This is a genomic window from Pseudomonas sp. B392_1p (assembly GCF_052245235.1).
In the GTDB taxonomy this organism is placed as follows: Bacteria; Pseudomonadota; Gammaproteobacteria; order Pseudomonadales; family Pseudomonadaceae; genus Serpens; species Serpens gallinarum.
In genome coordinates this window covers 1-21,215 of sequence record NZ_JBQPXM010000010.1, presented here as the reverse complement: position 1 = coordinate 21,215, position 21,215 = coordinate 1, and the positions used below count along the sequence as shown (strand labels likewise).

General features: G+C 61.2%; 19 protein-coding genes and 3 pseudogenes. 6 read left to right on the top strand and 16 right to left on the bottom strand.

All coding sequences use genetic code 11. The annotated features are described in order from the left end of the window. Positions 1-72: 72 nt before the first annotated feature. The 11 genes from ACTV8E_RS14505 to ACTV8E_RS14455 form a co-directional block, all read right to left on the bottom strand. Positions 73-2,463, bottom strand: coding sequence for a response regulator (locus ACTV8E_RS14505; RefSeq protein ID WP_443199933.1), 2,391 nt, complete (start codon positions 2,461-2,463; stop codon positions 73-75). Beyond that, on the bottom strand, positions 2,460-3,704 hold the full coding sequence (locus tag ACTV8E_RS14500; protein WP_443199932.1) for an EAL domain-containing response regulator: 1,245 nt from the start codon (positions 3,702-3,704) through the stop codon (positions 2,460-2,462). The genes ACTV8E_RS14505 and ACTV8E_RS14500 overlap by 4 nt, the downstream gene beginning before the upstream one ends. Before the next feature lie 17 nt (positions 3,705-3,721). Beyond that, on the bottom strand, positions 3,722-4,771 hold the full coding sequence (locus ACTV8E_RS14495) for a protein-glutamate methylesterase/protein-glutamine glutaminase (RefSeq protein ID WP_443199931.1): 1,050 nt from the start codon (positions 4,769-4,771) through the stop codon (positions 3,722-3,724). Next, positions 4,768-5,595: a CheR family methyltransferase gene (locus ACTV8E_RS14490; RefSeq protein ID WP_443199930.1), complete on the bottom strand. Its 828-nt coding sequence runs from the start codon at positions 5,593-5,595 to the stop codon at positions 4,768-4,770. Before ACTV8E_RS14490 ends, ACTV8E_RS14495 begins: the two co-directional genes overlap by 4 nt. 11 nt (positions 5,596-5,606) lie before the next feature. Beyond that, complete coding sequence (locus tag ACTV8E_RS14485) at positions 5,607-6,128, bottom strand: chemotaxis protein CheW (protein ID WP_251834965.1); 522 nt, start codon at positions 6,126-6,128, stop codon at positions 5,607-5,609. Positions 6,129-6,136: 8 nt separating this feature from the next. Further along, positions 6,137-7,753: a methyl-accepting chemotaxis protein gene (locus ACTV8E_RS14480; RefSeq protein WP_443199929.1), complete on the bottom strand. Its 1,617-nt coding sequence runs from the start codon at positions 7,751-7,753 to the stop codon at positions 6,137-6,139. 63 nt (positions 7,754-7,816) lie between these two features. Then, positions 7,817-9,763 (bottom strand): chemotaxis protein CheA, encoded by a 1,947-nt coding sequence (locus tag ACTV8E_RS14475; RefSeq protein WP_443199928.1) that lies wholly within the window; start codon positions 9,761-9,763, stop codon positions 7,817-7,819. Positions 9,764-9,771: 8 nt separating this feature from the next. Then, positions 9,772-10,050, bottom strand: a complete 279-nt coding sequence (locus ACTV8E_RS14470) for an STAS domain-containing protein (RefSeq protein WP_251834962.1) — start codon at positions 10,048-10,050, stop codon at positions 9,772-9,774. A gap of 4 nt (positions 10,051-10,054) precedes the next feature. Continuing rightward, a complete protein-coding gene (locus ACTV8E_RS14465; RefSeq protein ID WP_251834961.1) occupies positions 10,055-10,420 on the bottom strand; it encodes a response regulator in 366 nt (121 codons plus the stop codon). Between the two features lie 11 nt (positions 10,421-10,431). Continuing rightward, positions 10,432-11,523, bottom strand: a complete 1,092-nt coding sequence (locus ACTV8E_RS14460) for a methyl-accepting chemotaxis protein (protein ID WP_443199927.1) — start codon at positions 11,521-11,523, stop codon at positions 10,432-10,434. A 115-nt stretch (positions 11,524-11,638) separates the two neighbouring features. Beyond that, positions 11,639-12,244: a response regulator transcription factor gene (locus ACTV8E_RS14455; protein ID WP_443199926.1), complete on the bottom strand. Its 606-nt coding sequence runs from the start codon at positions 12,242-12,244 to the stop codon at positions 11,639-11,641. Positions 12,245-12,512: 268 nt separating this feature from the next. On the opposite strand from ACTV8E_RS14455, the gene ACTV8E_RS14450 reads away from it, so the two are divergent. Continuing rightward, positions 12,513-13,292, top strand: coding sequence for a TatD family hydrolase (locus ACTV8E_RS14450; RefSeq protein ID WP_443199925.1), 780 nt, complete (start codon positions 12,513-12,515; stop codon positions 13,290-13,292). A 39-nt stretch (positions 13,293-13,331) separates the two neighbouring features. Here the strand turns inward: ACTV8E_RS14450 and ACTV8E_RS14445 are convergent, their stop codons facing one another. The 4 genes and pseudogenes from ACTV8E_RS14445 to ampD all read right to left on the bottom strand — a co-directional run bounded on the left by ACTV8E_RS14445 (position 13,332) and on the right by ampD (position 16,949). Continuing rightward, on the bottom strand, positions 13,332-14,036 hold the full coding sequence (locus tag ACTV8E_RS14445; RefSeq protein WP_443200053.1) for a methyl-accepting chemotaxis protein: 705 nt from the start codon (positions 14,034-14,036) through the stop codon (positions 13,332-13,334). A gap of 153 nt (positions 14,037-14,189) precedes the next feature. Beyond that, positions 14,190-14,372 (bottom strand): annotated as a pseudogene (locus ACTV8E_RS14440) (HAMP domain-containing protein); the annotation flags it as partial. Between the two features lie 1,180 nt (positions 14,373-15,552). Beyond that, on the bottom strand, positions 15,553-16,389 hold the full coding sequence (locus ACTV8E_RS14435) for a regulatory signaling modulator protein AmpE (RefSeq protein WP_443199924.1): 837 nt from the start codon (positions 16,387-16,389) through the stop codon (positions 15,553-15,555). Then, the gene (gene ampD, locus ACTV8E_RS14430) at positions 16,386-16,949 is read right to left on the bottom strand and encodes a 1,6-anhydro-N-acetylmuramyl-L-alanine amidase AmpD (protein ID WP_443199923.1); all 564 of its coding nucleotides are present in this window, start codon (positions 16,947-16,949) and stop codon (positions 16,386-16,388) included. Before ampD ends, ACTV8E_RS14435 begins: the two co-directional genes overlap by 4 nt. A gap of 531 nt (positions 16,950-17,480) precedes the next feature. On the opposite strand from ampD, the gene ACTV8E_RS14425 reads away from it, so the two are divergent. From ACTV8E_RS14425 to ACTV8E_RS14410, 4 genes and pseudogenes are all read left to right on the top strand, one after another. Beyond that, complete coding sequence (locus tag ACTV8E_RS14425) at positions 17,481-18,299, top strand: zinc-dependent peptidase (protein WP_443199922.1); 819 nt, start codon at positions 17,481-17,483, stop codon at positions 18,297-18,299. 96 nt (positions 18,300-18,395) lie between these two features. Further along, positions 18,396-18,923: an inorganic diphosphatase gene (ppa, locus tag ACTV8E_RS14420; protein WP_251834953.1), complete on the top strand. Its 528-nt coding sequence runs from the start codon at positions 18,396-18,398 to the stop codon at positions 18,921-18,923. Positions 18,924-19,026: 103 nt separating this feature from the next. Next, positions 19,027-19,211, top strand: a pseudogene (locus ACTV8E_RS14415) (IS3 family transposase); the annotation flags it as partial. Between the two features lie 591 nt (positions 19,212-19,802). Then, positions 19,803-19,987: pseudogene (locus tag ACTV8E_RS14410) on the top strand (hypothetical protein); the annotation flags it as partial. Here ACTV8E_RS14410 and ACTV8E_RS14405 read toward each other — a convergent pair. Next, positions 19,984-20,463 carry a VOC family protein gene (locus tag ACTV8E_RS14405; RefSeq protein WP_443199921.1) on the bottom strand — a complete coding sequence of 160 codons (480 nt, stop codon included), beginning with the start codon at positions 20,461-20,463 and terminating at the stop codon, positions 19,984-19,986. The pseudogene ACTV8E_RS14410 and the gene ACTV8E_RS14405 sit on opposite strands and share 4 nt — an antisense overlap. 226 nt (positions 20,464-20,689) lie before the next feature. On the opposite strand from ACTV8E_RS14405, the gene ACTV8E_RS14400 reads away from it, so the two are divergent. Then, positions 20,690-21,181, top strand: a complete 492-nt coding sequence (locus ACTV8E_RS14400; protein ID WP_443199920.1) for a MarR family winged helix-turn-helix transcriptional regulator — start codon at positions 20,690-20,692, stop codon at positions 21,179-21,181. The last annotated feature ends 34 nt before the right edge of the window (positions 21,182-21,215 follow it).

Here is a 21,215-nt window from a genome sequence, read left to right as displayed (position 1 = left end):
GGTGATGTGATTGACAACGCGACTCCTTGCCCGGGGTCGGCGCACGGCGGGTTATTTCATCCGCCTTTGCCCTCAAGAGGCCAGCCCAGCCTTGATCGCCTTCAACAATCGGTCGAATTCAGCAACGAAACGCTCATACATCCCGCCCCAGGCACGCCCTTCCCGCAGGCACAGCTCCAGATCCACGCTGAGTTCCTGCAAGCGCTCAGCGCCTAGAGTGGCGGCCATTGACTTGAATCGATGCAGCGATTCCTGCGCGTCCGCGAATTGCTGTTGAGTCAGGTTGGCGTAGAGCTTGTCCGCCACATCCGCGTGATCATCGACAAAGCGGTGCAGCAGGCTGCGGTACAGCTCATGATTGTTGAGCAGACGTCCCAGTGCGGCATGCTGCTCGAGGCCTGGAATGGCGGGTAATCCCCCCTCGGCCGGGATGGGAATGCGCAGAGCGAGGGCCTGTTGTGATCGGCGGCCCAGCCAGCGCTCGAGCACGGACTCGAGGTGTTGCGGGTCGATGGGTTTGGCCAGGTAGTCGCTCATGCCTGCTTGCAAGCAGCGTTCGCGGTCGCCGCTGAGGTTGTTGGCGGTCATGGCGATGACAGGGAGATCAGGATGGCCGGGGCGCAACCTGCGTATGGTTTCCAGCCCATCCATGACAGGCATTTGGATGTCCAACAGGACCAGATCGATGCTCGGGTCGCTCGCCAGTTGCCGCAAGGCCTCGGCGCCGTTTACCACCGAGGTGACTCGCAGCTCCAGTGCCGCCAACAGTTCACCAGCGACCTCGCGATTCAGCGGGTCATCCTCGACTAGCAGAACGTGCCGGCCCCGCACGGATGGCATAGTGAGCACATCGCCATAGTCCTCTTCCGGCACTGGCGTACCAGGTGCAATTTCTAGGGTGAGCAGAAACCCGAACAAGCTGCCAGCCCCTAGCTCACTGCGGATCACCAACTGCCCACCCAGCAGGGTCACCAACTGCGCGCTGATGGCCAGCCCCAAACCTGTGCCGCCGTAGCGGCGGGTCGTGGAGTCATCCAGTTGCTGAAAGGGCTTCAACATCTCATCCAGCCGGGCGGCAGGGATACCGATGCCGCTGTCTTGCACCTCGAAACACAGCCGGCAATGACCCTCACCCTGTTCTTGCTGGCGCACTCGCAACGTGATGCTGCCGCGCTCGGTGAACTTGATCGCGTTGTCCATGAAGTTGATCAGAATCTGCACAATGCGCAGCGGGTCGCCAAAGAACAGCCCTGGCAATTGCGGGTCCACATCTACAACGAGCTGCAGCGGCTTGTCCCTGGCACGCTCCCACACGATGTCCACCGCGCTGTCCAGCAGACGCTGCAGGGAGAATTCCACCCGCTCGGCCTGCATTTCTCCGGCCTCCAGCTTGCTGAAGTCGAGGATATCGCCGACCACGTTCTGCAAGTGCTCTGCCGATTTGATGATCTTGTCCAGATAGGTGTTCACCTTGAACTCAGAGTTTGCGCGCCGGGCCAGGTGCGTGAGTCCCACCACTGCGTTGAGGGGCGAACGAATCTCGTGGCTCATGTTCGCCAGGAAATTGGCCTTGGCCTGCGTAGCGGTCTCGGCTTGCTCCTTAGCCTCCATCAGCTCGGCGGTTCGCTCCTGGACCTGCCTGTCGAGATCGGTGGCCAAGCTCGCCAACGCGTGCCGTACACGTGCCTGCTCAGTCTCATCGATGGCCAGGCTGCCCAAGGCTCGTGGTTGGCCATTCGTGTCATGAATCGGAAATGAAATCAGCCGGTAGGCTCTGAAATCAGGATGCTCCACCTCGCCGGTTTCAAAATGCCGTGTTTGAGGAGCTTCTGAGTGCAGCGTGTCTCGCTGTATCTGCCAGAGAACACGCGTTAATGGGGGTAGCTCGTTGCCGGGGTTAATGTCCGACAGGTTGAGGCTACCCCATCGGGCAACCTCCTCAGACTTCAAGGTCGCCCGGTTCTCGAACTTCACCTGGCCCGTCAGGCCACGAATGCGCACCATCAGAGGCAGATGGTTGAGTACCTGGTGATAGAGCACCTCGCGCTCAGCGAGATGCTTGCGGTTTCGCCGCGTCCACATCGTCAGCCAGATCACCAAAGCAATGGCCACGGCGCAGAGTGTCAGTATCAGGTTTCGCGCAAGCCGATGCGTGTCGCGCAACAACTGCAAATCGTGCTCTACATGCAGGCCCAGCTCGAGTTCGTCCAGCCATAGCGTTGCGCCTGTCTGGGGAGCACTGCTGTAGTCGAGCTGATTCTCGGCATAGCCTACCGTGCCCAGTGGGCGCCGGTTGCCGGCCTCGTCCACTGCGAATACGCGTACCTTTTCGCGTAACTGCGCGGCATCACAGTCGCCGAACTTGCCCTCCACCGCCTGCAGGGTCGCTAGGGTGATCAGTACCAGTAGCAGGCACGCGCCTGCCGGAGCGAGCAGCCAGGAACACCTTGTACCCCGCTTCACCCGTCAATCCACTGCGCAAGTGACGTGCGACCCGCATGCCGCTGATGCCAGCCAGCCAGCTGCTCGCCTGGCATCGGGCGTGAAAAAAAGTAGCCCTGGCCGGAATGGCAGTCGAGTGATTCCAGCAACAAAAGATCTTCAGGGTGCTCAATACCTTCGGCAACACAGGGCAAACCGAGCTTGTGCCCCATCTCGATGGCTGAGCACAAAATAGCCCGCGCTCGCTGGTTCTTGTGCGCCTCGCGGATAAAGGCATGATCGATTTTGAGTTCGGTAAAGGGCAAACGCGAAAGCTGGCGTAAGGTGGAAAATCCAGTGCCATAGTCGTCGATCGAAAGACCAAAACCTGCCAGACGCAAGCGACCCACCGAAGCCAGGGTGAGCATCGGATCGTTCATCAAGGCACTCTCGGTCACTTCCAGCACCAGTTGGCTCGGCTGGCAGCCGGCCGCAGCCACCCGATGGATCAGCTCATCAGCAAAATGGCGGTCGGCCAGGAGACTGATATCGACATTGAGCGCCATGCTGATCGAGTCATCCGTCAGTCCCAACAGATCTTGCAGAACCTGCTCCACAAGGCTGAACGTCAATTTGCCGAGCAATCCGCAGCCCGTTGCCAGAGGAATGAAGTCGGCCGGGTGAATCAATTCGCCGTCAGGCTCCACCCAACGCGCCAGCACCTCGTACCCCGTCACGCGCCCGCTCTGCAAGTGCACCTTGGGCTGGTAAAAAGGGTGGATGAAGCCCCGCTCAATCGCCACATCGAGTTCGGCCTCGTCCGGCGAGCGCCGTGACAAGACACGGCGCCTTGAGCCAGCTCGCCTCTCGCCCGCGGTGGATAGCAGCCGGTGCAGGTCCTGCCCCACGATGGGCTTTTGCAAGCTACCCAGCAACGGCATATCCGCCGCCTGCAGCATGCCCTCAACGGTAGAAATCAGCGCTTCCTCACGCCCACTGATGATCAGCACTTCGGCGAGAATATGTTCCTCAATCAAGCGCTGCAGCAGCTCAATGCCATTCATGACCGGCATTTCCAGATCGATCAGCAGCAGCGGCAATTCATCGCGGCACTCGCGCAAAAGCGCTAACGCAGCGTCCCCATCGGCAACCTGCTGAACGTCAGCGATTCCAAACTCCCTCAGCAATGCGCCAAGCAGTTCACGCTGGAAGGGGCTGTCTTCGACGATAAGTCCCTTTCGCTGCCGGACGGCATCGGGGAGTTCGGGCAACGCTGCACACATAGATCGTTCCGTTGATTTCATACTCTCTGCCCAAAATGGGCGATTCGCTCGGGTATCTCGTCCAGGCTACAAATCTGCGCGACCCCGCCAAGGCGGATGGCCTCCTTGGGCATGCCAAACACCACGCAGCTCTCTTCGTCTTGAGCCACGGTAAAGGCTCCTGCATCGCGCATGGCCTTCAACCCACGGGCGCCATCATCGCCCATGCCCGTCATAATGACACCGAGTGCGTTACTTCCCGCTGCCTTGGCAATCGAACGGAACAGGACGTCCACCGAAGGTTTATGCCGCGACACCGGCGGGCCATCCTGCACCGTTACCTGGTATTGCGCACCATTGCGTCGCACGCTCAGGTGCAAGCCGCCCGGCGCGATAAGGGCCCGCCCCGGCATGACGCGATCACCATCCTGCGCCTCACGAACGTCTATTTCACAGGCACCATTGAGCCGCTGGGCGAACTGCCGGGTGAAGTTGGCCGGCATGTGCTGGACGATCACCAATCCCGTGCAGTCCTTGGGCAACTGCTTGAGGAGAAACTCCAGCGCCCGGGTTCCACCCGTTGAGGTTCCGATCGCAACGATGGCATCGGTGGTGCGGCCCAGTGCAGCGACATTGGCCAGCGGTGCAACGCTACGCACCTTGGTTTTGACCGTGCGGCCTATCCTGCGCATGCGGCTGGAGGCTGCCTGACGCACCGTCTGCACCAGTTGCGCGCGCTGTTCCTGAATGAACTGACTCACCCCTGCCCCGGGCTTGCACAGGATCGCCACCGCGCCGGCATCCATGGCATCCAGCGCCACCGCCGAGCCTTGTTCGGCCAGGGAGGAAAACACAATGGTGGGGATAGGGTCCTCCAGCATCAGCTGACGCAAAAAGGTCAGCCCGTCCATGCGCGGCATTTCCACATCAACAACCAGCACATCGGGACGCAGGGTGCGCAGCTTCTGGAACGCGAACAGCGGATCAGGTGCGACACCAATCACGTCGATGTCCGGTTCTGCCTCCAGTTGCTCACGCAACAACGAGCGCACCACCGCCGAATCGTCGACGATCATGACCTTGATCATGCCGACACCCTGTGCACCGCGCGCTGTTCAGTGTTTCGATACACCGACGGCGCCAGTTGCTGCAGCGGCAAACGAATGCCGGCCAGGGACTCGCAATGCCCGGTGATCAACCACCCGCCTGGACGCAACGCTGCGCAGAGATTGTCGATCACCCGCTGACGCGTCGGCTGGTCGAAATAAATCAGAACGTTACGTAGAAAAATCACATCGAAGCCTCCAGCCTCGGGCCAGGAATGCAGCAGGTTATGCTGCTCGAAGCGCACCCGCTCCCGCAGTTCCCGATCCACCATCATCATGCCCTGATAAGCCCCCGTGCCACGCCGGCAATAGCGCTTGAGGTACTCCATCGGCAGCAGCTCCAGGCGTTCCATGCGATACAGCCCACGACTTGCCTGGTTCAGAGCGCGGCCACAAATATCGCTGGCCACCAGCTGCCAGCCGTCCAGGCCCAACTGGTCGGCGAGCACCATCGCCAGGCTATAAGGCTCCTCACCGGTTGAAGCCGCCGCGCACCAGATCCTGGCCGGGCGCTCCTTGAGGCTGGGCAGTATCTGGCTCTTGAGCCGGGCGAAATGCGCCGGCTCACGGAAAAAGTAGGTTTCGTTAGTGGTCAGGCGATCGAGCATTTCGCTGCGCTCCGCCGTACCTTCAGCACTGAACACGTAAGCGAGGTAGGCCTCGAAATTATCCAGCCCCAGCGCCTCTACCCGGCGCCATAGCCGGCTTACCACCATCGCGCTTTTCTGCGCATTGATGACAATGCCAGCGGTTTCGTAGACCCATTCCTGGATCCTGCGCAAGGACGCGGGGCTGAGCGACAGCATGGACATATCCCCTAATCAGCAGCCGTAGCTGCGCCGGCAGGGTCTGCGCCTGCTTCGATGAGCGCTTCCAGCTCGGCCATGGACAGCACCGAGGCGATATCGAGGATTGGAATGAAGCCCTGTTCGCGACGCAGCATGCCGATGACGAAGTCATTGCGCAGACCAATACCGAACTGCGGCTTGCGCTCCACTTCGGCCGGTTCCACTTCACGCACCTCGGTCACGCCATCGACCAGCACACCCAGCATGTGCAGGGTGTCGCCCTGCGCCACCTCCACCACCACGATGCAGGTGCGACGATTGATGCCGGTGGGTGCGCGATCAAAGCGCACCGACAGGTCCAGCACCGGCACCACCGCGCCGCGCAGATTGATCACCCCATGCATGAAGCGAGGTGCCAGCGGAATCGCTGTCACGCCTGGGTATTCAATGATTTCGCGGATGGCGTGAATCCCCACGCCATAGGTCTCACCGCCCAGATTGAACATCAGGTACTGACGTACCAATTCGAGATTTTCCTCGGACTCGGCCATGGAACACCTCAAAAATTAACGAAGAGTTTTTCGTCGACGGTATCCGTCACCGCAACGGTCTTGGAGACGCCACGCTTGGCCACTGGGCGCGCGCTGCGCGCTGCGGTCGGTACACGCTCGCTACGCTGTTCCGTGGTGAAGAACTGCATGACGCTCTGCAGCTGCAGGGCCTGACTGCTCATTTCCTCCGCCGTGGCGGAAAGCTCTTCAGAGGCCGAGGCGTTGGCCTGCGTGGTCTTGGAAAGCTCGACAATGGCGCCATTGATCTGATCGATACCCGAACGCTGCTCCTGGGACGCAGCGGCGATTTCCTTGACCAGATCGGCGGTGCGACCGATCGAGGGCAGCATCTCTTCCAGCAAGGTGCCGGCGCGCTCGGACATCCTCACGCTGGAACCGGCCAGTGCGCCGATTTCCTGTGCAGCCACCTGGGAGCGCTCGGCCAGCTTGCGCACCTCGGCCGCCACCACGGCGAAGCCCTTGCCATGGTCGCCAGCACGGGCCGCTTCGATGGCCGCATTCAACGCCAACAGGTTGGTCTGGTAGGCGATGTCGTCGATGATGCTGATCTTGTCCGCGATGGACTTCATGGCATCGACCGTCTCGCGTACCGCATTGCCGCCTTCTTTGGCGGACGTGGCGGACTGAGTGGCCATGCTGTCGGTGAGGCCGGCATTCTCGGCATTCTGGGTGACGGTGGCAGCGGTTTCCTCAATGGAGGCGCTGATTTCCTCGACGCTGGACGCCTGTTCTGTGGCGTTTTGGCTCAGGGTGCCGGACGAGGCCGACACTTGTTCGGACGCGGAGGCCAGCGAATCGGCGGAAGAGGTGACCTGACCGATCACGTCGGTCAGGCGTTGCACCATGCCGTGCATTGCTGCAAGCAGGCTGTCTTCGTCGCCCTTGCGCAGATTCACCTTTACCGTCAGGTCGCCCTCGGCGATGCGACTCACCACGTCACGGGCATAGTCCGGTTCGCCGCCGATCTGGCGCACGACGATACGGGTCAGGAACAGGCCGAAGCCGATCGCGAACAGGGTGGCCAACGCAATGAGAATAGCCATGACGATCTTCATCGAAGCCACAGTATCCCGAGCACTCTGATCGGCGGCTGCGCCTTGTTGCAGCATCTCGCCAACCAGCGCACCAAAGTCGGTTTCGATTTGGTGGTTTACCGCACGCAGTGATCCGTTCAACAGCTCCAATCCGTCTAAGCTACGCCCCTGCCGGGCCAGTCTCACCGCGTCCTGCACCCCCTCAATGTAGGCATTCAGCCCCTTCTGGATCTTGTCTGCGATGACGTTCTCCTCTTTGGTCACCGCCGTTTTGCGGTAATCGTCGAAAGCGGCCTGGGAAAGCTGGCGGTATTCAATGGCCCGCTGAATGTTGTTTTCACGCTCCTCGCCTTCCTGGGTCAAGAAGCGAAGTGCGGTACGGCTGTAAACCAGGTATTCACGAAAGGCGATTTGCGCTTTCGAGGTCGCCACCAAGTTGTTCTCATACATCCGGTGCAGCGAATTGCCGACCGAGATGAGGTTACTCAGGCTGTAAAGGCCCATTCCCGCAGCAATCAGCGCCAGGGTAAAGAATGCGCTGAGCAACTTTTTAGCCAGACTGAGTTTCATGAACCAATTCATCGTTACGCCTCACGCTTGAAATCAAAAAAATTGAGCGACGGGAGATGCCCGTCAGACGGCGCTGCTGACCAGCGCCGGAATGTCGAGAAGCAGGGCGACGCTGCCGTCGCCGAGAATCGTTGAACCGCTGAAGCCCCGCATGCCTCTGAGCAGGTTGCCAAGGGGCTTGATGACCGCCTGGATTTCACCCACGAAGCGGTCCACCACAATGCCGGCACGGTGCTCGCCGCTCTGCACCACAACCAGGCACTCGCGGGCGGCAGGCTTTCGAGCGATGCCAAAACGATCGGCCAGGTGCAGGTAGGGCAAAGGCTGGCCGCGCAGGTTGACCACCTCATTCGTCTGTTCACTAAACTCCAGGCACTCAACGACCAGGTTCAACGGCAAGACGAAGTAGTCGTCCCCCACGGCCACCTGGAAGCCGTCGATGATGGCGAGCGTCAGCGGCAACTGGATGCGGAAGGTCGACCCCTTTCCGCGGGTGCTCTGGATATCCACGGTGCCGCGCAGCTGTTCGATGTTCTGGCGCACCACATCCATGCCCACACCGCGCCCAGACAGGTCACTGACCTTGTCCGCCGTGGAAAACCCCGGCGCGAAGATCAAGTTGAAGATGTCGCGCTCGGTCAACTGCGCGTCTGGCTCCACCAGCCCGCGTTCCCGCGCTTTTTTCAGGATGCGATCCGTGTCCAGGCCGCGTCCGTCGTCGCTGATCTCAATGACGACTGTGCCGGACTGGTGATAGGCGTTGAGCGCCAGAGTGCCCTGTGCGGGCTTGCCAGCGGCCAGACGTTCCTCGACGGACTCGATACCATGGTCCATCGCATTGCGCACGATGTGCAGCAACGGGTCGTTCAGCTTCTCGACCATGGATTTGTCCAGCTCGGTCTCGGCGCCGCTGACTTTAAGCTCGATACGCTTGCCCAGTTCATTGCACACGTCGCGCACCACTCGCGGGAAGCGCTGGAACACTTCGCCGATGGGCACCATGCGCAAGTTCAGGGCGCGGTCGCGGATCTGCTCGACCAGGTGACCCACATCCTCGAGTAGTTCACCCAACTCCGCATCCTGGCGGATCGCGGGATGGCTGTTGCACGCGGAATTGCGGATCACCAGCTCACCGACGGCATTGATCAGCTCGTCGAGTTTGCGAGCGTCGACCTTGATGAAGACCTGCTCCGCAGCCCGGGCCCGGCTGATTTCCGCAGGGTCCATCACACCGCTGCGCTCGGCTGGCTCGGTGAGCGTGCTCACCTTGTCTTCGCTCAGCACGTCGCCAACGGCGGTGGGCAACGCCTCGATCAGAATCTCGCAATCCTGCTCGATGAATTCCAACGCCTGTTCGAGGGCGCTGCGTTCCACATCGGCTCTCAGCTCAAGCACAAAGCCCAGGTGGCAACGCTCCGGGTCCAGTTCTGCCAGCGGCGGCAAATCGTCCTGCAGCACGTGCAGGTCGAGCACCTCGCCCATGTCGGCCAGGTAGTGCACGAACGGAATGGGGTCCAAGCCATGGGCGAACACCTGCGCCTGCGGTCGCAGGGTGATGCGCCACCGCGTGCCGCTAGTGGAAGACGGAGTTGCTGCCGGGCCAGGAGCCGCTTCAGGCGCGGCATCGAGGTACGCGCTCAACGCTGCGCACAGCATGGCACGCACGGCCGGGTCGGGATCTTCATCCTCGCGTCCCTGGGCAACCTTGTCGAACAGCCGGCTCAGGTAATCGCCACAATTCAACAACAGCGACACCAGCGGCCCGTCAATGGGCTGCTCGCCCGTGCGCACGTTAACCAGCAGGTTCTCCATCAGGTGGGTGAAGTCGACCACCAGCTGCAGATTGAACATGCCCGACGAACCTTTGAGCGTATGGGCCGCGCGAAAAATCGCGTTGATGCGCTCGCTATCGGCTCCCTGGGTCTCGATTGCCAGCAGCGCCTGCTCCATATCTGCCAGCAGTTCGCGCGCCTCTTCCAGCAGCACGCTACGCACGGCTTGCATATCCATGGGCTTCCTCAGTTATCCAGCAGAGAGTTGAGCCGCAGCCGAGCAAACATCTGCTGAAGGGCGGGGCTTGGTGCGATCAGTCGAACGGATGGCAACTGGCGCCGTAGCGCCAGCAGCAATTGCAGGCCGGCACAATCTATTTCGCTGATACCTTCCAGGTTGATGGCCTGGGGCGTTCTTTGCTGCAGCTCGTGCAGCAGCAGCGCCTGCAGTTCAGCAGCGCGCTCGATGGTGAAAGCCCCACCCAGGTGCAGCGTTGTGTCCGGGGAGGTCGGCAGTACGGGCATGGGCTCAGATCACCAGCTTGGAGACAGCATCGAGCAACATCGGCGGCTGGAACGGCTTGGTGATCCACGCACGCACGCCGGCGGCCTTGCCTTCGTGTTTCTTGTCGTCGCTGCCCTCGGTGGTGAGCATGATGACCGGGGTGAACTTGTAGGCAGCCAGTTGCTTGGCCGCCTTGACGAAACTGATGCCATCCATGTTGGGCATGTTCACGTCGGAAACGATGAGGTTGTATTTGCGACCGTCCAGCTTGCTCAGCGCGTCCTTGCCATCCTGCGCTTCGACAACGGTGTAGCCGGCGCCACGCAGGGTCAGGCCGACCATTTGACGCATGCTGGCCGAGTCGTCGATGACCAGAATCGTTTTGCTCATGCTTGTTTCCCTCAAAAGAAAGTAACGGAAGAAGCAGCGCCGGCCGACGTTGCGTTGCGGCCCTCGTGCAGCGCGCGCTGCTCAAGTGTCGTGTAGGTGCCACTGAGCCGTTGCAGCCACTCTGCGACATCGGGTAGATCGGCTCCGCTGGCCTGTTCGAGGCGCTGCATGTCGTCGCTGACGTGGCCCATGATCTGGTCGACGCGGTCCTGAAACTGCAGGTGCACCACCAGTTGGTTGATCTCGCGCTCCAGGTCATACCGCTCCTGATGCAGTTGCTGCAGCGAGCCCTGCAGCATCGTCGCGGTCTCGTTGAAGTCGTGCACGATGTGCTCGACCAGCTGTTGCGATTCCTGGACGAGGCTTTGCTCACGGGTGGCGAAGGACGCGGAGATGTTCTGCGCCTTGTGGATCACCTCGGTGACGGTGACCACCGTTTCGCGGATCAGCTTGCCGGTCTGCCCGGACTCGCTGGAGAGCTTGCGCACCTCGTCGGCCACCACGGAAAAGCCACGCCCCGCCTCGCCGGCCCGCGCGGCCTCGATGGCGGCGTTGAGTGCCAGCAGGTTGGTCTGGTCCGCAATCTTGCCAACCTGATCGGCCATGCGGCTGAGTTCGTGGGTGTGGCTGGCGATACGATCAATTTCAGCCAGGAGAAGGCCGCGGTACTGCTGGGTCTGCAGCAATGCATCGGTGATGGTGTGCAGGCCCTCTTCGGCACGCTGAATGGTTTCAATTGCGCGGCCGCTCTGCTCGTGTCCGTTTTGCGACGCACTGGTGCCCAGGCGTTGGCTCAATTCGGCGAAGCCGGACGACAACCCTGTGATGGCTTCGCCGACCTGACCGCGAGCCAGTGTCAAGTGCTGCCCCCACAGAGGCAGAACACCCGCCACGAGCGCCCGCAAGCCTTCGTGGGGCGGGGTTTGGGCAACAGCGTCGACGTGAGTTGCCCGCGTGTCGGTAGCCGACGGCCCCTGAACGACAACCAGCAACAGCAGGACCAGAACACCCCACGCCACGCCCCACCACCATGACGCGGCCAACAACCCACAGAGAATGACGTTGGCCAGTGCCAGGACCCGTGCCGCATTCGGATGTCGCATGACCGCTCAACTCCACCGCTATTCGCAAACGCGCAATTGTGCGCGCATGGCGGTGTGCCAGCATGAGTAGAACTACTCAAGGCATCCGAGAGAAACTACCCCTTCGGCTTACTGGTCAGAGCAACAGGCGAACCAGCTCAACCACCGAGCCGACGTGCAGTTTGTCCATGATGCGTGCCCGATGATTCTCCACGGTGCGCACGCTCAGGTTCGCCAACTCCGCAATTTCGCGACTGGAATGGCCTTGCACCACCCACTGTACGATTTTGCGCTCCTGCGCCGTCAGCAGAGCCAGGCGCGCGTCGCGAGCCTGCCGCTGCAGGCGCTCCCGGTGCCGCTCGCGACTGAGCTCCAACGCGGCGTTTACGCGATCCAGCAATTGCTGCCCATGCACCGGCTTTTCCACATAATCGAACGCCCCACGGCGCATCGCCTCGACGGCGGTCGCCACATCGGCATGGCCGGTGATGAAAATGATGGGCGTGTCTACGCCGCGCTCCAACAGCTCTGTCTGCAACTGCAAACCACCCACCTCGGGCATGCGCAGGTCCGACAAAATGCATTCACAGGGCAAGGAGACATACTCGTTCAGGAAGGCCCGCGACGAGGTAAACAAGTGCACATTCAAGCCGATTGAACGCAGCAGATCGGCATGCACTTGCAGAATGAACGCATCGTCGTCGACAAGGTAAACGCTGCCTTGCAGCGCGGGGGTATTCATGAGGGCATGGGGAGATAAGTCATGCTCGCATTGTAAAGGTCAGGCATATCAAAGAGCTATTAACGCGCAAACACGGGCGGTGATTGGCGAACCGCTAATCTCTTCGTTTAGGCTATCCACCCACTGCCTCGCGCCAAAGCCGAGCGGCCGCCGAGTCGCAACAGCATAGGGCGGCGGAGTATCCAGCGCGACGGGCGTATCTGCATCCCATCACCTCGCAGCGGGCGAAGCCGTCCCCTTTCGTATATCACCACAGGTCTCCTGGTTCATGCTCCTGATCGACACCCACAACCATCTCGACTTCCCCGACTTCGACACCGACCGCCCCGCCGTGCTGGCCCGTAGTCGGGCCTTGGGCGTCGAGCGGCAGGTGCTGATCGGCGTTTACCAGGCGCACTGGCAGCGTTTGTGGGATCTGGTGAGCGTCGAGCCAGGCCTGTATGCCAGCCTGGGCTTGCACCCCGCCTTTCTCGACCGCCATCGTCCCGAACACCTGACCCAGTTGCGCGACTGGCTGCAGCGCCTGGCCGGCCACGACAAACTGTGCGCCATCGGCGAAATCGGCCTGGATTACTACATCGAGCAGCCGGACAAGCCGGCCCAGCAGGCGTTGTTCGAGGTTCAGCTGAAATTGGCGATGGAGTTCGAGTTACCGGTTCTGCTGCACGTGCGACGCGCCCATGCCGATGTTATCGCCACGCTCAAACGCCTGCGCCCCGCGCGCGGTGGCATCGCCCATGCGTTCAGCGGCAGTTACGAGGAGGCACGTGAATACCAGAAGCTGGGCTTTTATGTTGGCCTGGGCGGCGCCGGCACCTGGCCCCAGGCACAGCGCATGCACAAGGTGCTTGCGCAATTGCCGCTGGACGCCATCGTGCTGGAAACCGATGCCCCGGACATCGCCCCCGCCAGCCATCCAGGCCAGCGCAACAGCCCCGAATACCTGCCGCAAATCTGCGCGGAACTGGCACGCATCAAAGGCGTTACGCCGGAAGATCTGGCGGCGGCGAGCTACCGCAACAGCTGCACCCTGTTTGGCTGGCGCTAGGCCTACCGTTTACTCAGCGACTCCCCAAAAGGTCTGTGATCAAACGCGGAACGCCCCGATCAATTGCTGCAAGCGCGCCACCGAGCCAGACAGCTCACGGCTGGCCTCGGCAGTTTCACTGGCACCCGCCGAGGTCAGTTCTCCGGCCTGGCTGATCTGCACGATGTTCTGATCGATGTCATGGGCGACCACGGTCTGCTGCTCCACTGCCGTGGCGATCTGCTGGTTCTGGTCGACGATGTTACCCACCGCGGCGAGGATATTGTCCAGCGCCTGCTGGACCGCCCCGGCATGGCTGACCGTGGTATCGGCCTGCTGATGGCTGGAGTGCATGACCTCTACCGCCGCGCCCACGCCTTGGTGCAAGCGGGCAATCATCTGTTCGATTTCCGCCGTGGAGTGTTGGGTACGCTGGGCCAGATTGCGCACTTCCTCAGCCACCACGGCAAAACCGCGCCCTTGCTCGCCAGCCCGTGCAGCCTCGATGGCGGCGTTCAGGGCCAAAAGATTGGTCTGTTCGGCGACGGTCTTGATCACGTCCAGTACCTGGCCGATGGCCTGACTGTCACCCGCCAGCCGGTTGATCACGTCCACCGAACGTTCAAGGTCGCCGGCCAATCCCTGGATGCCGGAGACCTGGGTGCCTACCAACGTGCGCCCACCCTCGGTTTCTTCATTCGCACCCTGTGCGCTGACCGCTGCCGCAGCGGCGCTGCGCGCGACTTCCTGTGCGGTAGCGGACATCTCGTTCATTGCGGTCGCCACTTGCTCGATACGGCTGCGTTGTTCGGTGACCGCCTGATGGCTCTGGGCGGAAATCGCCTCCACGCGTCGCGCCTGGTTATCCACCTCACCCACGGTGTGCCCCACACGTTCGATCAGCACACGGATCTGCGCCACGCTGGCATTGAATACCTTGCCCAGCTCGGCCAGCTCGTCGCGACTGTCGACACGGCACTCGACAGTCAGGTCGCCGGCAGCCACATGCTTCATGGTGCGGCCAAGGGATTTCAGGGTTGTGCGAATGGAGACAAAGAAGGCGGCGTACAAGTACGCGATCAGCAGCACCACCGCCAGCATGGCGCCAACCAGCAGAATCATCTGCTTGCGCTGGGCATCGCGGCGCTCGCCCAGCGCCGTGTCGAGCACCGCCAGGGTGGCATCTTCGAGGCCGTGAGTGAGGGCCAGCGCCTGGCTGACCTGATCAAAGAACTGCAACCAGGGCGCATCCAGAGTGTCGGCCAGGATCAGTTGTTCATCGAGCAACTCGCTGACGCGCGCCAGGCTGCCCTGGCTCCGTCGCGCCGGCTCGGCAAGGCGTTCCGCAGCACGGATGTCGCGCAGTACAGCGTCGAGGCTCAGTGCGTATTCACCGCGCAGCTGATCCATTCCCGTCAGCAATTCATCCAGGCGGTTACTGTCGGCAGACGTCAGCGCCCCCTGACCCAGGGCGCTGGAGCCAATGGCCCGCACCTGACTGATCAGGTCAAGCACCTTTGGCGTGCCACGGGTAAACAACTCGATCTGCTGGCGCACGGTACGTTCGGGGTCCTGGCTCAGACCGCTCTCGCCACCCACCAGACTGACGAACACTTGGGCCTCGCCGTGCAGTCGCTCAACCATGGCCGCCTGGTTAGCGTGAGAGGTTTCCGCAAGAATGCTTTGCAAACGGTGCAACAGGTCATTGCGCGCCTGCTCAATGGCTTCGCGCTGACGGTCGCCCAGCAGCGGCGCCGCCAAACCCTGCAAGCGCGTCGGCAGGCCGTCCTGCAAGCTGGCAATACGTGTGTCCAGGGCTTGGCGATCGGTTTGTGGTGACCGAGCGCGGATGATCAACAGATCCTTGAGATCGCCCAACTCACGCCGCACGGCCAGGCTGTCACCCAGCAGAGAAAGGCTCGTACGCGCCGCCTCGGTGCGTATGAACTGCTCATAGGCATCGCGCAACAGATAGAAGCTGGTAACCAAAATGGGCAAGAAGAACACCACGCTGATCAGGCCGAATTTCTTGGCGAAGCTCAGCCGGTTCATCAGTGCCATGGCAGGGGACAGCAGCGTCTTCATCACGCACCTCTTTTATTATTATTCCTTTTTATTGGTCACCGTACCTTGCAACTCGACAGCCTCACCCTCGCTGTCAAGCGCAGTGGCAACTTGCCTTATCTATAAACGATATCGTCCTCGCTGTGGGTAACTAAACGTAAACACTCGTGACCTTTGCGACGAATCGCTCAACCCTCCTTAAAAGCGTGGGAAGACGTCAGACTAAAAGGGTCCAGAGGGCAAACACCGCGTACCAGAATAGGCCCGCCCTCACTAGTAACTGCCAGAGGTTATTCAGACAGGTGACGCCCGCCTCACCCAATTGCGGCGCCTGGCATTCGCCCGCAGCCCGGAAGGCGTCGCCCACCAGACGGGGAATCGGCAGTGCCCAGTTCAGCAGCTCGGGCAACAAGACGCGGTTGAGGGCGACAAAGTTGCCAACCAGCCCGAGGCTCGCCGCCAGTGCTCGTGCCGGCAGCCAATCCAGGGCGTGGCGCACCTGCTGGGCGTGTTCACGCATGTCCAGGTGCAGTGACCGCTCGGCGACCAACGCCACCAAGCGATAGCCCAAGGCGGCCAGTGGGCCTAGCAGGGCATACCAGAAAATCACTGCGAAGAATCCTTGATGTGCCTGCCAGCCCACGTAGTCCTGCACGCGGATCAGCAGGGTCTGGACATCCTCCGCCACGACACCCATGTCCCGCTCGGCGACCAGCAACGCCGCTTCGCCGTCTTCTCGCCGCCAGGCATCGCGGAACGGCCCAAGTGCCGTCTGCAGATCGCCGCGCCCGAGGCTGTAAAGCAGCACCAGCAAATGCACCGGCAACGCCAGCCAGCCATAAGCCAAGGGTTGGAGCAGCCACAGCAACACACCCAGGCCCAGCAAGGGCACGCCAACCAGCAGCATCAGAGTCAGCCAGGGTTTGGTGACCAACCTTGAATTGCCCTCGGCTTTAGCCAATTGCCGCAACCAGGGCTCATCTCGCTGGATACGCTGGCGCCAGGAGGAAAACTTCTCCAGCCAGACCACTAACAGCAACACCAGAAAACTCATGACGAAGCTCCTTGCGTAACCAGAGACGCGCGCAAACGCTGCCAATCAAACGCCGGACCGGGATCGGTCTTGCGCCCTGGCGCAATATCGCTATGGCCGCAGACACGTTGCGGGGTGATCGCCGGCCAGGCCGCACGCAAGCAGGCCACCAGCGCCACCAACGCCTCGTACTGCGCATCGCTGTAAGGCTGCTCGTCAGTCCCTTCCAGCTCGATACCCAGGGAGAAGTCATTGCAGTTCTCCCGACCCGCAAAGCAGGAAACACCCGCGTGCCAGGCCCGCTCCAGGCAGGAGACAAACTGCGTGATCATGCCATCGCGCTCGATCAGAAAATGCGCCGACACCTGCAACTGCCAGATATCCGCGAAATAGGGGTGTTCATCGCCGGCCAGACAGTTCTGAAAGAATTGCTGCACCTTGCCGGTACCGAACTGGCCGGGTGGCAGGCTGATGTTATGAATCACCAGCAGGGAAATCTCCCCAGCCGGACGGGCATTGAAGTTAGGTGACGGGCAATGACGCAGGTCGGTAAACCAACCGGTAGCAAGATCAAGCTGCATAAAAACTCCTGTGCACCGCATCACTCTAATGCGGCGACGCGCCGCAGGCCAAGAGGCACGGCAAGGTTGCCGGCACCGTAAGCATGCGATAGCACCCCGATGTGGCCTGCAATCCAACCAAACGCCTCCTGGTAAACAAGGCGCCGCGACGGTGGTGCGTGTTATGCCCCGTCCCAGAGCGGGCGGGTCAGTGCGGCTAGAACGCTCAGTTATCAAACGCTCGTTCGATAATGGAAATTGACCGGCCAGTTCTACCTGATAATCTTGCGCCCGCTCCCGCCCCGGCGATTTCACGATTTCAGGGCGGAAGCACGGCCTTGCCCACGAAGCGGGGTCGTTCTTTTTACCGGTTGATCCGGTTTGTGGGAGCAAGCCCTGCCAATCGCCAGACCCGGCATGCGGGGCTTGGCTCTCCGCTCTGATGCTTCTCCACCCCGCCCGGCTTATCCTCGAAAAAGCACCCTGTTGTGAGCCGCTTGCCCAGCCCCTGCGCGGACGATTATGGTGAGTTCCCCCATTGGAGGCCTTGTCATGTGGTCTTTTCGCGCCTGGCGGCGGCAGCGCGTCCTCGCCCGCTCCCCAATCGAGCCCAGCGTGTGGCAGGCCGTTCTCGACAGCCTGCCCCTGCTGGACGGTCTCGATACCCCTGCACTGGAGCGTTTGCGCGAACGCTGCATCCTGTTTCTGCATGCCAAGCGACTCACCGCCCTGCCGGGCGTCGAACTGGACGCCTTCGCTCGCCTGCGACTGGCCGCCCAGGCCCAACTGCCCTTGCTGGCGCTGCCCGAGCTGAACTGGTACCAGGGGTTCCACGAGCTGGTGCTGTATCCCGATGATTTTGTCAGCCCGCAAAAACACCGCGACGGCAGCGGCGTCGTGCATGAATACGAAGACGCTCGCAGCGGCGAGGCCTGGCAGCAAGGTCCGGTCATTCTCGCCTGGCCCGGCGTGCAGGAAAGCGGCGGCTGGGAAGGCTACAACCTGGTAATCCACGAGCTGGCACACAAGCTGGACATGCTCAATGGTGGTGCCAACGGCCTGCCGCCCCTGCACCGCGACATGCGCTTGCAGGACTGGGCCCAGGCCATGCAAAGCGCCTACGACAGCCTCAACGCCACGCTGGATGCCAACCCGCACGCCGAAACGCCCATTGATTCCTACGCCGCTGAAAATCCGGCGGAATTCTTTGCGGTGACCAGCGAATATTTCTTCACCGCCCCGGATTTGCTGCATCCAGCCTTCCCAGCGGTATATCGCCAGCTTGCACTGTTCTACCGCCAGGATCCGCTGGCGCGCCTAAAAGAACTGCAGGCTCGGCACCCGGACTATCAACAATCGAACGACAGCTGAGCGCATAGCGGTGGTCGATGACTGGGAATGTCCCTATAATCCCGCCACTTTTTTCGCCCCCAGGCCAGAAACCGGCCGCCCACGGAGCCATCACCCATGAGCTACAGCAAACTTCCGGCCGGCAAAGACCTGCCGAACGACATCTACGTCGCCATCGAAATCCCGGCCAACCACGCGCCGATCAAATACGAAATCGATCACGACACCGATTGCCTGTTCGTTGACCGCTTCATGGCCACCCCGATGTTCTACCCGGCCAACTACGGCTTCATCCCGCACACCCTGGCGGACGACGGCGATCCCCTGGACGTGCTGGTCGTGACCCCTTACCCGGTCGCTCCAGGCTCCGTCATCCGCTGCCGTCCGGTCGGCGTGCTGAACATGACCGACGAAGCCGGCGGCGACGCCAAGCTGATCGCCGTCCCGCACGAGAAGCTGACCCAGCTGTACAACGACGTTAAGGAATACACCGACCTGCCCCCGCTGTTGATCGAGCAGATCAAGCACTTCTTCGAGAACTACAAGGATCTCGAGAAGGGCAAATGGGTCAAGGTTGAAGGCTGGGGCGACGCTGAAGCGGCCCGCGCCGAAATCATCAAGGCTGCTGCGGCTTACCAAAAATAAGCCAAAGCACCGAAGAAAAGCCGGCCACAAGCCGGCTTTTTTATGTCCATCGTCCCGTCCTGAATAAGGTTTACACCTTTCTCTCGAGAATCTGGAGGTCTCGATGGATCAAGGTGTTAAGCGGACCCAGCGTGATTATTCCGTGACTTTTAAGTTGGCCGTGGTCGATCAGATCGAAAAGGTGCTCGATGCCGCACAGGTGCGAGGCCTCCGCGAAGGCGAAAACCCCGTCCGCTGGCGTGGCCACCTAAACACCTCTTGCGTAAGGCGCAAGCGCAAGGCTCGTCAGCGGCAACACTTCCCGGCCATGCGCTGGCAAGGATGTGCCTGCCCTCATGAACACCCTCGCCCAGCGCGAGGAACTGCTGCCACTGCCACCCGCCTGCTTATCCTCACCGGCGCCCGTGCGCAGATGGTGCGCTTTGCCACGCAAGACGAATTTGAAGCCGCAGGGCTGATTGCGGTAAACCCGCTGCTTACCCTTGGGATCGGTTTCGGTCATTCATGACCGACAACAACCGGACCCAAAGCAGCCATTAACGAGAGGCAGACATCGGCCAGGAGCAGCCGCTCGGATGTACCTACAAACCAGGGGCGATTCAAACATACTCCTCGCGGGTTCCGTAGGTCGCTTACCGGCTGTAATGCTAGTTGTCACCCCCATCCTTTCGCCCCTCCACCCCGGCCCTCCCCTGCGCAGACAAGTGCGCAACGGGCAAATGCCAGCCGTAGCGAATCGCCATGAACCGCAGGCCAAAGCACAGTAGCCCTCCGGCCAGGGCGGAGATGCCGTAAGGCAGGCCTAGCTGGTCGCCGCTGACGACGATGCCGGCACCGGCCAGGGCGGCAACCGATCTCAGGCACCGACCCACTCGGCCCAACGAGTTCACCCACTATCCGCGTGAAGTCTGTGAACTGGCCTTGAGCGCAATCAGACCGAAGCCGCCTACTCGCGCTCCGATCTGCTGGAGAAGCGCCGGGCATTGATGAATGACTGGGCGGCGTTTTGTGTGAGCGAGTGCAGGCCAAGCCGCATGGCTGATTACGGTAAGGCCGCTGCTTAACCCTTCAGCGCAGCTTCGATTGCAGCGATATCGATCTTTTGCATGCCCATCATCGCTTCGAACGCGCGCTTGGCCGCCGCTCGATCAGGGTTGGTAATCGCGGCCGTCAGAACGCGCGGAGTGATCTGCCACGACAGGCCCCATTTGTCCTTGCACCAACCGCATGCGCTTTCCTGGCCACCGTTTCCAACAATCGCGTTCCACAAGCGGTCCGTCTCGGTTTGGTCGTTGGTCGCAACCTGGAACGAGAAAGCCTCGCTGTGCTTGAACATCGCCCCTCCGTTCAGCCCGAGGCAAGGGATGCCCATCACCGTGAATTCGACAGTCAGAACATCACCCTGCTTGCCCGCAGGATAATCGCCAGGGGCGCAATGGACAGCACCCACCGCGCTATCCGGAAACGTCTCGGCGTAGAACGTCGCAGCATCCAACGCAGTGCCGTCGTACCAGAGACAGACCGTATTTTTATTTATCATCTTGAATCTCCACGGGACTGATATCGATTCTAGCCGCGCAACTTGCCTTGAGCGTTACAGAGCATGTCGCTTCCTGACCAACGCGGTCTTCAACCCCAGGCTGGGAAAGTTCGTTTTTTGGCGCACTCCACTCTCCGCCTTAGCGGGGCCGATCCTGGAAGGCGGGACGACTTGCAAAGTACATTACAGCTAATGTAATTAACTCCCAACTGTCGGAGGCGCCGCCATGAACAGAAACAACGAGCCCGGCCTGGGCGAACTGCTGCGTTATGTATCGGAGTTGGTGGAGTTCGGGGCCGAGGAGCATTACCAGCAGATGGGCCTGAACTACCGGGCACGCTATACCCCTGTGCTGCGAGCCATCCGTTCGGGCGCGCACACGGTTACGGAGATCACCACATGTACCCATCTGACCCAGGGCGCCATCAGCCAGACAGTCGGCCACATGGAGGCTGACGGAGTGATTTCCCGTCAGCGCGGCGAGGATGCTCGCAAGAGCGTTATCCAGCTGACGCCGGTCGGAAAGAAACTGGTGGCGAAGCTGAACTCGCACTGGACCGCGACCTTCAAGGTCGTCGCGCAGCTTGAAGAAGAAATCGGCTACCCGCTGCGCTCTGCGCTGAAGGACACGGCCAGAGCGTTGGAGCGACAAGGTTTCTCGCAGCGGCTGACCCACATCAAGCAGAACCTCGCAGCGGGAGGCACCAACGATGAATAGCTCCGCCACAACACTGAAAAACTGGTTTGAGCAG

Bases quoted from the DNA above. Each gene is read 5' to 3' on its own strand.
- ACTV8E_RS14495 (WP_443199931.1), bottom strand. From the start codon at position 4,771: ATGATCAAGGTCATGATCGTCGACGATTCGGCGGTGGTGCGCTCGTTG.
- ACTV8E_RS14475 (WP_443199928.1), bottom strand. From the start codon at position 9,763: ATGGATATGCAAGCCGTGCGTAGCGTGCTGCTGGAAGAGGCGCGCGAA.
- ACTV8E_RS14460 (WP_443199927.1), bottom strand. From the start codon at position 11,523: ATGCGACATCCGAATGCGGCACGGGTCCTGGCACTGGCCAACGTCATT.
- ACTV8E_RS14450 (WP_443199925.1), top strand. From the start codon at position 12,513: ATGCTCCTGATCGACACCCACAACCATCTCGACTTCCCCGACTTCGAC.
- ACTV8E_RS14445 (WP_443200053.1), bottom strand. From the start codon at position 14,036: ATGTCCGCTACCGCACAGGAAGTCGCGCGCAGCGCCGCTGCGGCAGCG.
- ACTV8E_RS14425 (WP_443199922.1), top strand. From the start codon at position 17,481: ATGTGGTCTTTTCGCGCCTGGCGGCGGCAGCGCGTCCTCGCCCGCTCC.
- ACTV8E_RS14490 (WP_443199930.1), bottom strand. From the start codon at position 5,595: ATGCTGTCGCTCAGCCCCGCGTCCTTGCGCAGGATCCAGGAATGGGTC.
- ACTV8E_RS14465 (WP_251834961.1), bottom strand. From the start codon at position 10,420: ATGAGCAAAACGATTCTGGTCATCGACGACTCGGCCAGCATGCGTCAA.
- ppa (WP_251834953.1), top strand. From the start codon at position 18,396: ATGAGCTACAGCAAACTTCCGGCCGGCAAAGACCTGCCGAACGACATC.
- ampD (WP_443199923.1), bottom strand. From the start codon at position 16,949: ATGCAGCTTGATCTTGCTACCGGTTGGTTTACCGACCTGCGTCATTGC.
- ACTV8E_RS14435 (WP_443199924.1), bottom strand. From the start codon at position 16,389: ATGAGTTTTCTGGTGTTGCTGTTAGTGGTCTGGCTGGAGAAGTTTTCC.
- ACTV8E_RS14470 (WP_251834962.1), bottom strand. From the start codon at position 10,050: ATGCCCGTACTGCCGACCTCCCCGGACACAACGCTGCACCTGGGTGGG.
- ACTV8E_RS14500 (WP_443199932.1), bottom strand. From the start codon at position 3,704: ATGTGTGCAGCGTTGCCCGAACTCCCCGATGCCGTCCGGCAGCGAAAG.
- ACTV8E_RS14405 (WP_443199921.1), bottom strand. From the start codon at position 20,463: ATGATAAATAAAAATACGGTCTGTCTCTGGTACGACGGCACTGCGTTG.
- ACTV8E_RS14400 (WP_443199920.1), top strand. From the start codon at position 20,690: ATGAACAGAAACAACGAGCCCGGCCTGGGCGAACTGCTGCGTTATGTA.
- ACTV8E_RS14485 (WP_251834965.1), bottom strand. From the start codon at position 6,128: ATGGCCGAGTCCGAGGAAAATCTCGAATTGGTACGTCAGTACCTGATG.
- ACTV8E_RS14480 (WP_443199929.1), bottom strand. From the start codon at position 7,753: ATGAAACTCAGTCTGGCTAAAAAGTTGCTCAGCGCATTCTTTACCCTG.
- ACTV8E_RS14455 (WP_443199926.1), bottom strand. From the start codon at position 12,244: ATGAATACCCCCGCGCTGCAAGGCAGCGTTTACCTTGTCGACGACGAT.